This window comes from Bradyrhizobium sp. WSM3983 (genome assembly GCF_000473045.1).
Taxonomy (GTDB): Bacteria; Pseudomonadota; Alphaproteobacteria; order Rhizobiales; family Xanthobacteraceae; genus Bradyrhizobium.
In genome coordinates this window covers 243568-255755 of the sequence record NZ_AXAY01000008.1, presented here as the reverse complement: position 1 = coordinate 255755, position 12188 = coordinate 243568, and the positions used below count along the sequence as shown (strand labels likewise).

The window sequence follows — 12188 nt, the reverse complement described above, 5'->3', positions numbered from 1 at the left end:
ATCGATAAATCACGCGGTCCGGGTTCCGGCCTTCGCCGGGACGACGCTAGAGTGTGAGACTCAGCGCTTCTTGCGCAGGCGCACGACCATGTCGATGCGCGCGATCTCGTAACCCTCCGGCACCTCCGGCATCTTGGACAGTGCCAGATGCGGATCCTCGATATCGACCAGCTCGTGGCTGTTCTCGAGGTAGTAATGGTGGTGGGTGGTGACGTTGGTGTCGAAATAGGTCTTGGTGCCGTCGACACTGACCTGACGCAGCAGGCCGGCATCGGTCAGCTGGTTCAGCGTGTTGTAGACGGTCGCGAGCGAGACCGGGACCTTGGCCAGCGTCGCTTCCTCGTAGAGCATTTCAGCCGTGAGGTGACGTGCACCCTTGCCAAACAGCAGCCAGCCGAGAGCCATGCGCTGACGCGTCGGGCGCAGGCCCGCAGACTGCAGCATTTCATTGACGTCGTGCCAGGGGCAGCCGGTCAGGGCCGGCTGGCGGCCGGACAGAAGGGCGGCCGCATGGGCGTCTTCGTCGTGATGAGTGGCGTTGTTTTCGCTCATTTCCAGAATTCGGGCACGCGTGAACACTATCTATCTGCAATATATGGACAGATAGATGCAGATGCAAGTTTCTCGCAACTAGAGTGGTTCTAATCAGCAATGGAACTGGGCCGCAGCCCGGTCATTTTACCTTCATGGGATCGCTTTGCTACCCGAAAAGGCCTGTGTTAGAGAGCGCGCGGTTCCGCTTAACCGATTTTGGCGCAGCCAGGCATTGGGGCCCGGCCCCCGGTCGATCCGGCGCCCCGATATTGGCACCTGACGGCGGCAATTGGGTTGCCTTCCGAGCAGGACGGAGCCCATTTTGCCAGAAACGCCGCTCAATCGGGGTTAGAACAAAGGCTTCCGCATGCTGAACAGGCGCAACGGCTACGAATACGAAGATCTACTGGCATGTGCCCGCGGTGAGATGTTCGGCCCGGGCAATGCCCAGCTGCCGCTGCCGCCGATGCTCATGTTCGACCGCATCGCGGAAATTAACGACAATGGCGGTGAGTTCGGCAAAGGCGTGGTGCGTGCCGAGCTCGACGTGAAATCCGACCTCTGGTTCTTCGGCTGCCACTTCAAGAACGATCCCGTGATGCCCGGCTGCCTCGGCCTCGATGCGCTGTGGCAAATGGTCGGCTTTTATCTGGGCTGGACCGGAGGCGAAGGTCGTGGCCGCGCGCTCGGCTTGAACGAATTAAAGTTCAGTGGCCAGGTGCTGCCCGAGGCCCGCAAGGTTGTGTACAACGTCGATATCAAACGCGTGATGCGTTCAAAGCTCGTGCTCGGCATTGCCGACGGATGGCTTTCGGTCGACGACCAGATTATTTATCGCGCGAAGGATCTGAAGGTCGGCCTGTTCAAGCAGGGCACGAGCCTGAGCTAAGCGCATCACCAAGACGACAACGATTGAGGCGAGGCTGTCATGAGGCGGGTTGTGGTCACCGGGATGGGTATCGTCTCGTCGATCGGAAACAACACCCAGGAAGTGCTTGCGAGCCTTCACGAGGCGAAGTCGGGCATTTCGCGGGCTGAGAAATACGCCGAGCTCGGCTTCCGTTCGCAGGTGCAAGGTGCGCCGACACTCGATCCGTCGACAGTGGTCGATCGGCGCGCGATGCGCTTCCTCGGCCAGGGCGCGGCCTGGAATCACGTCGCGATGGAGCAGGCGATCCAGGACGCCGGTCTGTCGCCTGAGGACGTCTCCAACATCCGCACCGGCATCATCATGGGCTCCGGCGGCCCCTCGGCGCGCACCATCGTCGAAGCCGCCGACATCACCCGCACCAAAGGACCGAGGCGCGTCGGTCCGTTTGCAGTGCCGAAGGCGATGTCGTCCACGGCGTCCGCGACGCTTGCAACCTGGTTCAAGATCAAGGGCGTGAACTATTCGATCTCCTCGGCCTGCGCAACGTCGAACCATTGCGTCGGCAACGCCTATGAGACGATCCAGATCGGCAAGCAGGACGTCGTCTTCGCCGGCGGCTGCGAAGAGCTCGACTGGTCGCTCTCGGTGCTGTTCGACGCCATGGGCGCGATGTCCTCGAAGTACAACGACACGCCCGCTACCGCCTCGCGTCCCTACGACGTCAACCGCGACGGCTTCGTGATTGCCGGTGGCGCCGGTGTGCTGGTGCTGGAAGAGCTCGAGCATGCCAAGGCGCGCGGCGCGCGCATCTACGGCGAGATCGTCGGCTATGGCGCGACCTCCGACGGCTACGACATGGTCGCGCCGTCAGGTGAAGGCGCCGAGCGCTGCATGCGCATGGCGATGTCCACGGTGAAGACCAAGGTCGACTACATCAATCCGCACGCGACCTCGACGCCGGCCGGCGATCCCCCGGAGATCGACGCGCTCCGCCGCGTGTTCGGCGCCGGCGAAAAGTGCCCACCGATCTCGGCGACCAAGGCGCTGACCGGCCATTCGCTGGGCGCGACCGGCGTGCAGGAGGCGATCTACTCGCTGCTGATGATGAACAATGGTTTCATCTGCGAGAGCGCGCACATCCAGGAGCTCGATCCTGTGTTCGCCGACATGCCGATCGTGCGCAAGCGCATCGATAACGTCAAAATCGGCACCGTGCTGTCGAACTCGTTCGGCTTCGGCGGGACCAACGCCACGCTGGTGTTCAGCCGGCAGGATGTGTGATTTGGGCACGCTGTCATGCCCCGCCTTGTGCGCAATTGCGCACTGGGGCGGGGCATCCAGTACGCCGCGGCCTCTCGCTTTGCAGCAAATGTCTCGGAATACTGGATCGCCCGCCCCAGTGCGCAAGTGCGCACAAGGCGGGCGATGACGCCGGATAATGGGAGCCACTAGACAATGGAAGGTTTGATGCAAGGCAAGCGCGGTCTGATCATGGGCATCGCCAATGATCATTCGATCGCCTGGGGCATGGCGAAGACGCTGCATGCCCACGGCGCCGAGCTCGCCTTTACTTTCCAGGGCGAGGCCCTCGGCAAGCGCGTCAAGCCGCTCGCGGATTCTCTCGGCGTCGAGTTGGTGCTGCCTTGCGACGTCGAGGACATCGCCAGCGTCGATGCCACGTTCGACGTCTTGCGCGAAAAGTGGGGCAAGCTCGACTTCGTCATCCACGCGATCGGCTTCGCCGACAAGAACGAGCTGAAGGGCCGCTACGCCGACACCAGCCGCGAGAATTTTTCGCGCACCATGGTGATCTCCTGCTTCTCGTTCACGGAGGTCGCGAAACGCGCGGCCGAACTGATGAATGAGGGCGGCAGCATGATCACGCTGACCTTTGGCGCCTCGGAGCGATCGATGCCGAATTACAACGTGATGGGCGTGGCCAAGGCGGCACTGGAAGCCTCGGTTCGTTATCTCGCCTCCGATTTCGGACCGCGCGGCATCCGCGTCAACGCGATCTCCGCCGGCCCCATCCGCACGCTCGCCGGCTCCGGCATCGGCGAGGCGCGCGCGATGTTTGCCTTCATGCAGAAGCATTCGCCGCTCCGCCGCGGTGTCACGCTCGACGAGCTCGGCGGCTCGGCGCTGTATCTGCTGTCGGATCTTTCCGGCGGCGTGACCGGCGAAATCCACTATGTCGATTCCGGCTACAACACCGTCCTGATGCCGCGGCCGGACGATCTGAAAGCCTCGGAGTAGGACGCCGTAGGGTGGGCAAAGGAGCGCAAGCGACGTGCCCACCATCTCTCAACAATTGCGATACGGATGGTGGGCACGCTTGCGCTTTGCCCACCCTACGAGAGTTGGGCTAAATAATCCGGCGCCTTCTGCGCACCGGTCGAAATGTCGGTCAGCACGCGCTCATAGGGAAGACCGCTCTCTTCCATCAGCCAGATCGTCAAGAAGGAGCGCGAGCGGGGCGACCAATAGAGCTTGATCATGGCGCATCTCCTTTGTTCTTCCACCGGTAGCACTTCATCATGAAACCGGTCGCCGAGGCGATCTCTTCCTTCTCGAACACAAATCCTTCGCGTTCGTACCAGCGCCAGGCCTTTTCGTTCTCGCGCACGCAGCGCAGGTAGATCTCGTCAGGCAATTGCGTTCGCGTGAAGTCGAGCAATTGGCGACCAAGCGATTTGCCTTGATAGCCTGGGGCCACGAAAAGCTGGTCGAGATAGAATTTTGGCAGATGTAGTGCCAGCATGGCGGCGATCGTGCCGTCGTCGTCGGCGACGAACAGGCTCACGCCGTCGTCGATCTCGCGCAGCAGACGCGCGCGCAGATTGGCAAGCAGGAAGTTGCTGGCCTCGGCGAGTCCGGTCGAGACCCAGCTCTCCATCCAGACACGGCCGATCTCGTCATACTCGTCGGGACGGGCGGAGCGGATGATCGGTTGCGACATCGGGACCTTAGTCCCGTTGGTTGCGCGGGGCCTGCCGCGGGCGCGCCTTGCCGGCCGACAGGCACACCACCTCGGAGATCTGGAGCAGCTGCCGCGCCAGCGGACTGGTCTTGCGCCAGACCATGCCGATGGTGCGCGAGGGCTCGGGGTCGCGGAAACGCGACAGCGAGACCGAGGCCGATCGCGTCTCCACCGACACCGCCATCTCCGGAATGAGCGTAACGCCGATTCCGGCGCTGACCATCTGGACCAGCGTCGACAGCGAATTCGCGTCCAGCATCTCGCGTGGCGGCACCGATTGCATGTTGCAGAACGACAGCGCCTGGTCGCGGAAGCAATGTCCTTCTTCGAGCAGCAACAGCCGCATCTCGCGCATCATCTCGCGCGACGGTACCGGCGTGCCCTCATCCGTGCCCGGCCGCACCAGCAAAAACTTCTCCTCGAACAAGGCGACCTCGGTGAGCGAGGGCTCCGAGACCGGCAGCGCGACGATGGCGGTGTCGAGCCGGCCCTCCACCAGTTCCTGGATCAGCCGCGGCGTCATCGTCTCGCGCACGCGGATGTCGAGCTCCGGATGCATGCGCGTGAGGTTCTTGGTGATCTTGGGCAAGAGATAAGGCGCGATCGTCGGGATCATGCCGATGCGCAGCCGGCCCGCGAAGCGGTCCTGCGAGGCACGGGCGAAATCGCCGAGCTCATCGACCGACCGCAGGATGTCGCGGACGCGCTGTGCGAGTTCCTCGCCGAACCGGGTCAGCGCGACCTGCCGGGCGCTGCGCTCCAGCAGCAGCCCGCCGAGCGCCTCCTCCAGTTCCTTGATCTGCATCGACAGGGCCGGCTGCGAGATGGAACAGGACTCCGCGGCGCGGCCGAAATGACCATGGCGCGCCAACGCGTCGAAATACCGCAGTTGGCGCAGCGTCACGTTGATCATCAGAAAATCCTATCGCAGCGATCATTAAAGTCAACTTCCCCTGATCGAACGCGACGCTTAGAGTGTTTCTACCTGGTCAATGGCGCGAGTGCGACGCCACCAGAGGAGGTATTCATGGACGACACTTCGAAGTGCCCGTTTTCGGGCGGAAAACCCACGCCGGTGAACCGCGACTGGTGGCCCACCCAGCTCAACATCGAGATGCTGCACAAGAATTCCGGCCTGTCCGATCCGATGGGCGAGGCGTTCGACTACGCCAAGGAATTCAAGACCCTCGATTTGAATGCGGTCGTCAAGGACCTGACCGCTTTGATGACGGATTCGCAGGAATGGTGGCCCGCCGACTTCGGTCACTATGGCGGTCTCATGATCCGCATGGCCTGGCATAGCGCGGGCACCTACCGCATCACGGACGGTCGCGGTGGAGCCGGTGCCGGTCAGCAGCGTTTCGCCCCGCTCAACAGCTGGCCCGACAACGCCAACCTCGACAAGGCGCGCCGGCTGCTCTGGCCGATCAAGCAGAAATACGGCCGCAAGATTTCCTGGGCCGATCTGATGGTGCTCGCGGGCAACGTCGCGCTGGAGTCGATGGGCTTCAAGACCTTCGGTTTTGCCGGTGGCCGCGCCGATGTCTGGGAGCCGGAAGAACTCTATTGGGGTCCGGAAGGCACGTGGCTGGGCGATGAGCGCTACAGCGGCGAACGCCAGCTCGCCGAGCCGCTCGGCGCGGTGCAGATGGGCCTCATCTACGTCAACCCGGAAGGCCCGAACGGCAAGCCGGATCCGGTCGCCGCGGCCAAGGACATCCGCGAGACCTTCTTCCGCATGGCGATGAACGACGAAGAGACCGTTGCGCTGATCGCCGGCGGCCACTCGTTCGGCAAGACCCATGGCGCCGGCGATCCGTCGCTGGTCGGACCGGAGCCGGAAGCGGGCGCGCTGGAAGATCAGGGCCTCGGCTGGAAGAGCAAGCACGCGTCGGGCCTGGCCGGTGATTCCATCACCAGCGGTATCGAGGTGACCTGGACGACGACACCGACGAAGTGGAGCAACAACTTCTTCGAGAACCTGTTCAACTACGAATGGGAGCTGACGAAGAGCCCGGGCGGTGCGAACCAGTGGACCGCCAAGGGTGCCGACGCCATCATTCCGGATCCGTTCGACAAGTCGAAGAAGCATCGCCCGACGATGCTGACGACCGACCTCTCGCTGCGCATGGATCCGGCCTATGAGAAGATCTCGCGCCGCTTCATGGAGAATCCCGATCAGTTTGCGGACGCCTTTGCCCGCGCCTGGTTCAAGCTTACCCACCGCGACATGGGTCCGATCGTGCGCTATCTCGGCCCGCTGGTGCCGAAGGAGACGCTGATCTGGCAGGATCCGATTCCGAAGGTCGACCACGAGCTGGTCAACGATCAGGACATCGCTGCGCTGAAGTCGAAGATCCTGGCTTCGGGCCTCTCGGTGCCGGAACTGGTCTCGACCGCCTGGGCGTCGGCCTCGACGTTCCGCGGTTCGGACAAGCGCGGTGGCGCCAATGGCGCGCGCATCCGTCTTGCCCCGCAGAAGGACTGGGAAGTGAACCAGCCGGCCCAGCTATCCAAGGTGCTCGGCAAGCTCGAAGCGATCCAGAGGGACTTCAACGCGGGCGCGAAGAAGGTCTCGATTGCCGACCTGATCGTGCTCGCCGGTTCTGCCGCGGTCGAGAAGGCCGCCAAGGACGCCGGCGTCGATGTCAAGGTCGCGTTCACACCGGGCCGCATGGATGCTTCGCAGGAGCAGACCGATGCTGCCTCCTTCGCACCGCTGGAGCCGCGGGCCGATGGTTTCCGAAACTATATCGGCAAGCGGCAGCAGTTCCTGCAGCAGGAGGAAGCCCTCGTCGATCGCGCGCAGCTTCTGAAGCTCACCGGGCCGGAGATGACGGTGCTCGTCGGCGGCCTGCGGGTGCTCGGTGCCAATGCGAACGGTTCGAAGCACGGCGTCTTCACCTCGAAAGTGGGCACGCTCTCCAACGACTATTTCGTCAACCTGCTCGACATGAGCACGCAGTGGGCGCCAGCCGCTGACGGCTCCTACGAGGCTCGCGACCGCAAGACCAATGCGGTGAAGTGGACCGGCACGCGCGCCGATCTGATCTTCGGCTCGCACTCGCAGCTCCGCGCCTTCGCCGAGGTCTATGCCTCGTCGGATGCGAAGCAGCAGTTCGTGCAGGATTTTGCCAAGGCCTGGACCAAGGTGATGAACCTCGACCGGTTCGATATCGCGGCCTGAGTGTTGCACCTCTCCCGCTTGCGGGAGAGGGAGCACATCGATCGGAACAAGCGACAAACAAAAAGGGCGGCCGCGAGGCCGCCCTTCGTGTTTCTGATGTGGCTAAGCGATTACTCGCCGGCCGCTTCGCGCGGGGCCTTCTCGCCCTCGCCGCCCTTGCCTTCGAGGTCTTCGCCGGTGGTCTGGTCGACGACCTTCATCGAGAGGCGGGTCTTGCCGCGGTCGTCGAAGCCGAGCAGCTTGACCTTGACCTTGTCGCCTTCCTTGACGACGTCGGAGGTCTTCTGCACGCGTGCCGAAGCGAGCTGGCTGATGTGGACGAGGCCGTCCTTGGAGCCGAAGAAGTTCACGAAGGCGCCGAACTCCATCACCTTGACGACGGTGCCGTCGTAGATCTGGCCGACTTCCGGATCGGAAGCGATCGACTTGATCCACTTGATCGCGGCCTTCATCGCCTCGCCGTCGGAGGAGGCGACCTTCACGGTGCCGTCGTCCTCGATGTTGACCTTCGCGCCGGTCTTCTCGACGATCTCGCGGATCACCTTGCCGCCGGTGCCGATCACTTCGCGGATCTTGTCGGTGGCGATCTTGAAGGTCTCGATGCGCGGCGCGTATTCGCCGAGCTCGGCGCGGGCGTTGGTGAGCGCCTTGGCCATCTCGCCGAGGATGTGGATACGACCATCCTTCGCCTGGGCGAGCGCGACCTTCATGATCTCTTCGGTGATGCCCTCGATCTTGATGTCCATCTGGAGCGAGGTGATGCCCTGCTCGGTACCGGCGACCTTGAAGTCCATGTCGCCGAGATGGTCCTCGTCACCGAGGATGTCCGAGAGAACCGCGAAGCGCTTGTCTTCGAGGATCAGGCCCATCGCGATGCCCGCGGTCGGCCGCTTCAACGGCACGCCGGCATCCATCAGCGCGAGCGAAGCGCCGCAGACCGAAGCCATCGAGGACGAACCGTTCGATTCGGTGATCTCTGACACCACGCGCGTGGTGTAGGGGAACTCGTGATGCGGCGGCAGCACCGGGTGGATCGCGCGCCAGGCAAGCTTGCCGTGACCGATCTCGCGGCGCTTGGTGCCACCGAGGCGACCGGTCTCACCGACCGAGTAGGGAGGGAAGTTGTAGTGCAGCAGGAACGTCTCTTTGTACGTTCCCGACAGCGCGTCGATGTACTGCTCGTCCTCGCCGGTGCCGAGCGTGGTCACGACCATCGCCTGGGTCTCGCCGCGGGTAAACAGCGCCGAGCCGTGAGCGCGGGGCAGCACGCCGACTTCGGCGACGATGTTGCGCACGGTCTTGCTGTCGCGGCCGTCGATGCGCTTGCCGGTGTCGAGGATGTTCCAGCGAACGATCTTCGCCTCGAGCTCCTTGAACACGCCGGAGATGCGCAGCTTGTCGTATTTCGGCTCCTGCCCTTCGGGGAAGTAGTGGGCGATCACCTTTTCCTTGACCCTGCCGACCGCGGCGTAGCGATCCTGCTTGACCGGAATGGCGTAGGCGGAGCGCAGCTCCTGCTCGACCAGGCCGAGCATTTCCTTCTCGAGCGCCGAATTGTCGATGACGGTGACTTCGCGCGGCTCCTTGGCGGCCTTCTCGGCGAGCTCGATGATCGCGTTGATCACCGGCTGGAAGTGGCGGTGACCGAACATCACGGCGCCGAGCATGACCTCTTCGTTGAGTTCCTTGGCTTCCGATTCCACCATCAGCACGGCGTCGGCGGTGCCGGCGACGACGAGGTCGAGCTGGGTGTCGACCATCTCGTCCAGCGTCGGATTGAGGATGAACTCGTCATTGGCGAAGCCGACGCGGGCTGCGCCGATCGGGCCCTTGAAGGGCGCACCGGACAGGGTCAGCGCGGCCGAGGAGGCAACGAGCGCCACGATATCGGGATCGTTCTCCATATCGTGCGACAGCACGGTGACGATCACCTGGGTCTCGTTGCGCCAGCCATCGACGAACAGCGGACGGATCGGACGGTCGATCAGGCGGGAGACCAGCGTCTCCTTCTCGGTCGGACGGCCTTCGCGCTTGAAATAGCCGCCGGGAATGCGGCCAGCTGCGTAGGTCTTTTCCTGGTAGTCGACGGTCAACGGCAGGAAATCGACGCCTTCACGCGGCGCCTTTGCTGCGACGACGGTGGCGAGCACCACGGTCTCGCCATAGGTGGCGACGACGGCGCCGTCGGCCTGGCGTGCGATCTTGCCGGTTTCGAGCTTGAGGGGGCGTCCGCCCCAGTCGATCTCGACTGAATGCTTATTGAACATAGAGGTCTTCTTTCATGGTTTCTCGAAAGAAGGGACGGCTCGAAAAACAAAAACCATGTCAAGATTGCAGGACGCTGATCGGAGCGGGCGATCAGCGTCCTGCGATCCTGCCATGGTTTTCGGATGTCGGATGGCGTCCATCCTTTCGGGTCATACGGGCACCTTGCCCGTTGCGCCCAGCCGCCGGATTGCTGCTGGACTGTCAGTCGGCACGAACGCGAACACCGAACCGCGGTCTTCGCTCATCATGCCCCGGATGCCAAGCAACATTGGCCCGCACCGGACGTACGCGTGAGCCTCGATCAAAAACCTTGAAACAAAGCGCTTTCGCTCGAAATCACGCGCAAAAACGCGCGCCGTTGGCGCGCGCAAGAACTCTTAACGACGAATGTTGTGCTTCTCGAGCAGCGCCTTGTACCGCGCCTCGTCCCTCTTCTTGAGGTAGTCGAGGAGCGAACGGCGAGTCGAGACCAGCTTCAAGAGGCCACGACGCGAATGGTTGTCCTTCACGTGGGTCTTGAAATGGTTGGTCAGGTTGTTGATGCGTTCCGACAGGATCGCGACCTGAACCTCCGGCGAGCCGGTGTCGCCAACCTTGTTGGCATTCGTCTTGATGACTTCCGCTTTGCGTTCTGCGGCAATCGACATCGTCAAATTCTCTCGTTGCGACCGGTTGAAGCAGTCAGGCCGGTCAGGTTGAACACACGCTTGGGGATGATTTCGCCGTTGCCAACTTCAGCAAGCGCCAAAAGACGGCCTGCTACCGTGACATAGACTGTGCCGCTACTAGTGGGCGCATCCCGTCCGCGCAACAAAACGGCTTGGCCCCGATGGAGCCTTGCCGCATCAGCCCGTGTGACGGCCAGTGCCGGGATGTCGTCCAGCGCGGTCTCAACGGGCATCAGCGCGTCGGCGAGACTTCCCTCGCCGGACGCGGCTCTATCGCACAAAGCCTCCAGCTGATCCAGCGGAATCATGTCGTTTTCGCCAAACGGGCCGACCAGGGTCCGCCGCAGCGCGCAGATATGGCCAAAAGTGCCGAGAATCCGGCCCATATCGCGGGCCAGCGCCCGGACATAGGTGCCCTTGCCGCACTCGGCCTCAAACACGGCTCTGTCGTTATCTGGTTGATCCACAAGGGTTAAATGGTGAATTTCAACCGGGCGGGCGGCCAGTTCCACGACCTCGCCGTCGCGGGCGAGGTCATAGGCCCGCTCGCCCTGGACCTTGATCGCCGAATAGCGCGGCGGAACCTGTTCGATCACCCCGGTGAAGCGGGGCAGCAGCGCCAGGATGGCCTCGCGGGTCGGACGCTGGTCCGAGGTCGCAGTGACCTGGCCCTCGATGTCGTCGGTGTCGCGCTCCTGGCCCCAGCACACGGTGAACTGGTAGCGCTTGCGGCCGTCCATGACGAACGGAACCGTCTTGGTGGCTTCGCCAAGCGCAATCGGCAAGCCGCCGGAGGCGAGCGGGTCGAGCGTGCCGGCATGTCCCGCACGCTTGGCGTTGAACAGGCGCTTGAGCACGGCGACGGCTTGCGTCGAGGTCATCCCGATCGGCTTGTCGAGCACGACCCAGCCGTGCACGTCGCGCCGGTCGCGGCGCGGCTGATTGCCCTTCTGCTTGTTGGCGCGCGGGTCGTTGTTGACGCGACGCGCTTGCTGATGCGGCTGAGCATCGCCGCCGACATCTGCAAAATTATTTTGCTGCAGGTCGCGCGGATCGGCCTCTTCGCTGCCGATCGTGCCGTGAGCCGGGTCCATCATCATTGTTCTTCTTCCCGATCCGAATCCGGATCCTGTTCCAGGTCCTTCTGCACCGCAGGTGTTCGCAAAAGCTTCTCGATCCGTTCCGCTTCGTCGAATCGTTCGTCGACGCGGAAGCGAAGGTCAGGTGCAAATTTCAGGTTAACGCGCCGCGCGACTTCGCCGCGCAGGAATTTCTTGTTGCGATCGAGCGCAGCGATGACGAGCTCGGTGTCACGGCCACCAAGCGGCATCACGTAGATTGTCGCGAGCTTCAGGTCGGGCGACATCCGCACCTCCGGCACGGTGATGATGTGACCTTCGAGGTCCGCATCATGCACGCTGCCTTGCGCCAGAATCTCGGCTATCGCGTGGCGAACCTGCTCGCCGACGCGCAGCTGACGCTGCGAGCCGCCGGGCGCGGAACTTTTTTTCTGATGATGGCGGGGCATGATCGAAAATCACCTCGACGTGCCCGCGTTTGGGACACGAGCGTTGTCATTTGTCCTGTTGCAACGAATGAGGCGTGGATGGCCGGAAAAAATCCGGCCATCGCACTCCCGCAATTTCGGCTCAAAAAGATCCGGGCGCTTCGGTAAGATTT

Annotated in this window: 12 protein-coding genes and 1 pseudogene; 5 read left to right on the top strand and 8 right to left on the bottom strand. The window is 63.0% G+C overall.

The annotated features are described in order from the left end of the window. Positions 1-60: 60 nt before the first annotated feature. Positions 61-552, bottom strand: a complete 492-nt coding sequence (gene irrA / locus YUA_RS0115650; protein ID WP_027531564.1) for an iron response transcriptional regulator IrrA — start codon at positions 550-552, stop codon at positions 61-63. A gap of 349 nt (positions 553-901) precedes the next feature. Between irrA and fabA the strand changes: the two genes are divergently transcribed. The 3 genes from fabA to fabI all read left to right on the top strand — a co-directional run bounded on the left by fabA (position 902) and on the right by fabI (position 3661). Continuing rightward, entirely contained in the window at positions 902-1423 is a 522-nt protein-coding gene (fabA, locus tag YUA_RS0115645) for a bifunctional 3-hydroxydecanoyl-ACP dehydratase/trans-2-decenoyl-ACP isomerase (protein WP_027531563.1), read from the top strand. Positions 1424-1462: 39 nt separating this feature from the next. After that, positions 1463-2686: a beta-ketoacyl-ACP synthase I gene (fabB, locus tag YUA_RS0115640; RefSeq protein WP_027531562.1), complete on the top strand. Its 1224-nt coding sequence runs from the start codon at positions 1463-1465 to the stop codon at positions 2684-2686. A gap of 174 nt (positions 2687-2860) precedes the next feature. Next, positions 2861-3661, top strand: a complete 801-nt coding sequence (gene fabI / locus YUA_RS0115635; protein ID WP_027531561.1) for an enoyl-ACP reductase FabI — start codon at positions 2861-2863, stop codon at positions 3659-3661. A gap of 110 nt (positions 3662-3771) precedes the next feature. Here the strand turns inward: fabI and YUA_RS48205 are convergent. The 3 genes and pseudogenes from YUA_RS48205 to YUA_RS0115620 all read right to left on the bottom strand — a co-directional run. Next, positions 3772-3903 (bottom strand): annotated as a pseudogene (locus YUA_RS48205) (glutathione S-transferase family protein); the annotation flags it as partial. After that, a complete protein-coding gene (locus YUA_RS0115625) occupies positions 3900-4364 on the bottom strand; it encodes a GNAT family N-acetyltransferase (protein WP_027531560.1) in 465 nt (154 codons plus the stop codon). The gene YUA_RS0115625 and the pseudogene YUA_RS48205, both read right to left, overlap by 4 nt. Positions 4365-4371: 7 nt before the next feature. Next, positions 4372-5298 (bottom strand): hydrogen peroxide-inducible genes activator, encoded by a 927-nt coding sequence (locus YUA_RS0115620; protein WP_027531559.1) that lies wholly within the window; start codon positions 5296-5298, stop codon positions 4372-4374. A 114-nt stretch (positions 5299-5412) separates the two neighbouring features. Between YUA_RS0115620 and katG the strand changes: the two genes are divergently transcribed. Beyond that, positions 5413-7572, top strand: coding sequence for a catalase/peroxidase HPI (gene katG / locus YUA_RS0115615; RefSeq protein WP_027531558.1), 2160 nt, complete (start codon positions 5413-5415; stop codon positions 7570-7572). A 110-nt stretch (positions 7573-7682) separates the two neighbouring features. Here katG and pnp read toward each other — a convergent pair whose 3' ends face one another. The 4 genes from pnp to rbfA all read right to left on the bottom strand — a co-directional run bounded on the left by pnp (position 7683) and on the right by rbfA (position 11982). Next, positions 7683-9839 carry a polyribonucleotide nucleotidyltransferase gene (pnp, locus tag YUA_RS0115610; RefSeq protein ID WP_027531557.1) on the bottom strand — a complete coding sequence of 719 codons (2157 nt, stop codon included), beginning with the start codon at positions 9837-9839 and terminating at the stop codon, positions 7683-7685. Between the two features lie 378 nt (positions 9840-10217). Next, positions 10218-10487 carry a 30S ribosomal protein S15 gene (gene rpsO / locus YUA_RS0115600; protein WP_027531556.1) on the bottom strand — a complete coding sequence of 90 codons (270 nt, stop codon included), beginning with the start codon at positions 10485-10487 and terminating at the stop codon, positions 10218-10220. 2 nt (positions 10488-10489) lie between these two features. Beyond that, positions 10490-11608 (bottom strand): tRNA pseudouridine(55) synthase TruB, encoded by a 1119-nt coding sequence (gene truB / locus YUA_RS0115595; protein ID WP_027531555.1) that lies wholly within the window; start codon positions 11606-11608, stop codon positions 10490-10492. Then, positions 11605-11982 carry a 30S ribosome-binding factor RbfA gene (rbfA, locus tag YUA_RS0115590; protein WP_245285176.1) on the bottom strand — a complete coding sequence of 126 codons (378 nt, stop codon included), beginning with the start codon at positions 11980-11982 and terminating at the stop codon, positions 11605-11607. The genes truB and rbfA overlap by 4 nt, the downstream gene beginning before the upstream one ends. On the opposite strand from rbfA, the gene YUA_RS51640 reads away from it, so the two are divergent. Beyond that, positions 11899-12183, top strand: a complete 285-nt coding sequence (locus YUA_RS51640) for a hypothetical protein (RefSeq protein ID WP_245285177.1) — start codon at positions 11899-11901, stop codon at positions 12181-12183. The genes rbfA and YUA_RS51640 overlap by 84 nt on opposite strands. The last annotated feature ends 5 nt before the right edge of the window (positions 12184-12188 follow it).

Bases quoted from the DNA above. Each gene is read 5' to 3' on its own strand.
- irrA (WP_027531564.1), bottom strand. From the start codon at position 552: ATGAGCGAAAACAACGCCACTCATCACGACGAAGACGCCCATGCGGCC.
- fabA (WP_027531563.1), top strand. From the start codon at position 902: ATGCTGAACAGGCGCAACGGCTACGAATACGAAGATCTACTGGCATGT.
- fabB (WP_027531562.1), top strand. From the start codon at position 1,463: ATGAGGCGGGTTGTGGTCACCGGGATGGGTATCGTCTCGTCGATCGGA.
- fabI (WP_027531561.1), top strand. From the start codon at position 2,861: ATGGAAGGTTTGATGCAAGGCAAGCGCGGTCTGATCATGGGCATCGCC.
- YUA_RS0115625 (WP_027531560.1), bottom strand. From the start codon at position 4,364: ATGTCGCAACCGATCATCCGCTCCGCCCGTCCCGACGAGTATGACGAG.
- YUA_RS0115620 (WP_027531559.1), bottom strand. From the start codon at position 5,298: ATGATCAACGTGACGCTGCGCCAACTGCGGTATTTCGACGCGTTGGCG.
- katG (WP_027531558.1), top strand. From the start codon at position 5,413: ATGGACGACACTTCGAAGTGCCCGTTTTCGGGCGGAAAACCCACGCCG.
- pnp (WP_027531557.1), bottom strand. From the start codon at position 9,839: ATGTTCAATAAGCATTCAGTCGAGATCGACTGGGGCGGACGCCCCCTC.
- rpsO (WP_027531556.1), bottom strand. From the start codon at position 10,487: ATGTCGATTGCCGCAGAACGCAAAGCGGAAGTCATCAAGACGAATGCC.
- truB (WP_027531555.1), bottom strand. From the start codon at position 11,608: ATGATGATGGACCCGGCTCACGGCACGATCGGCAGCGAAGAGGCCGAT.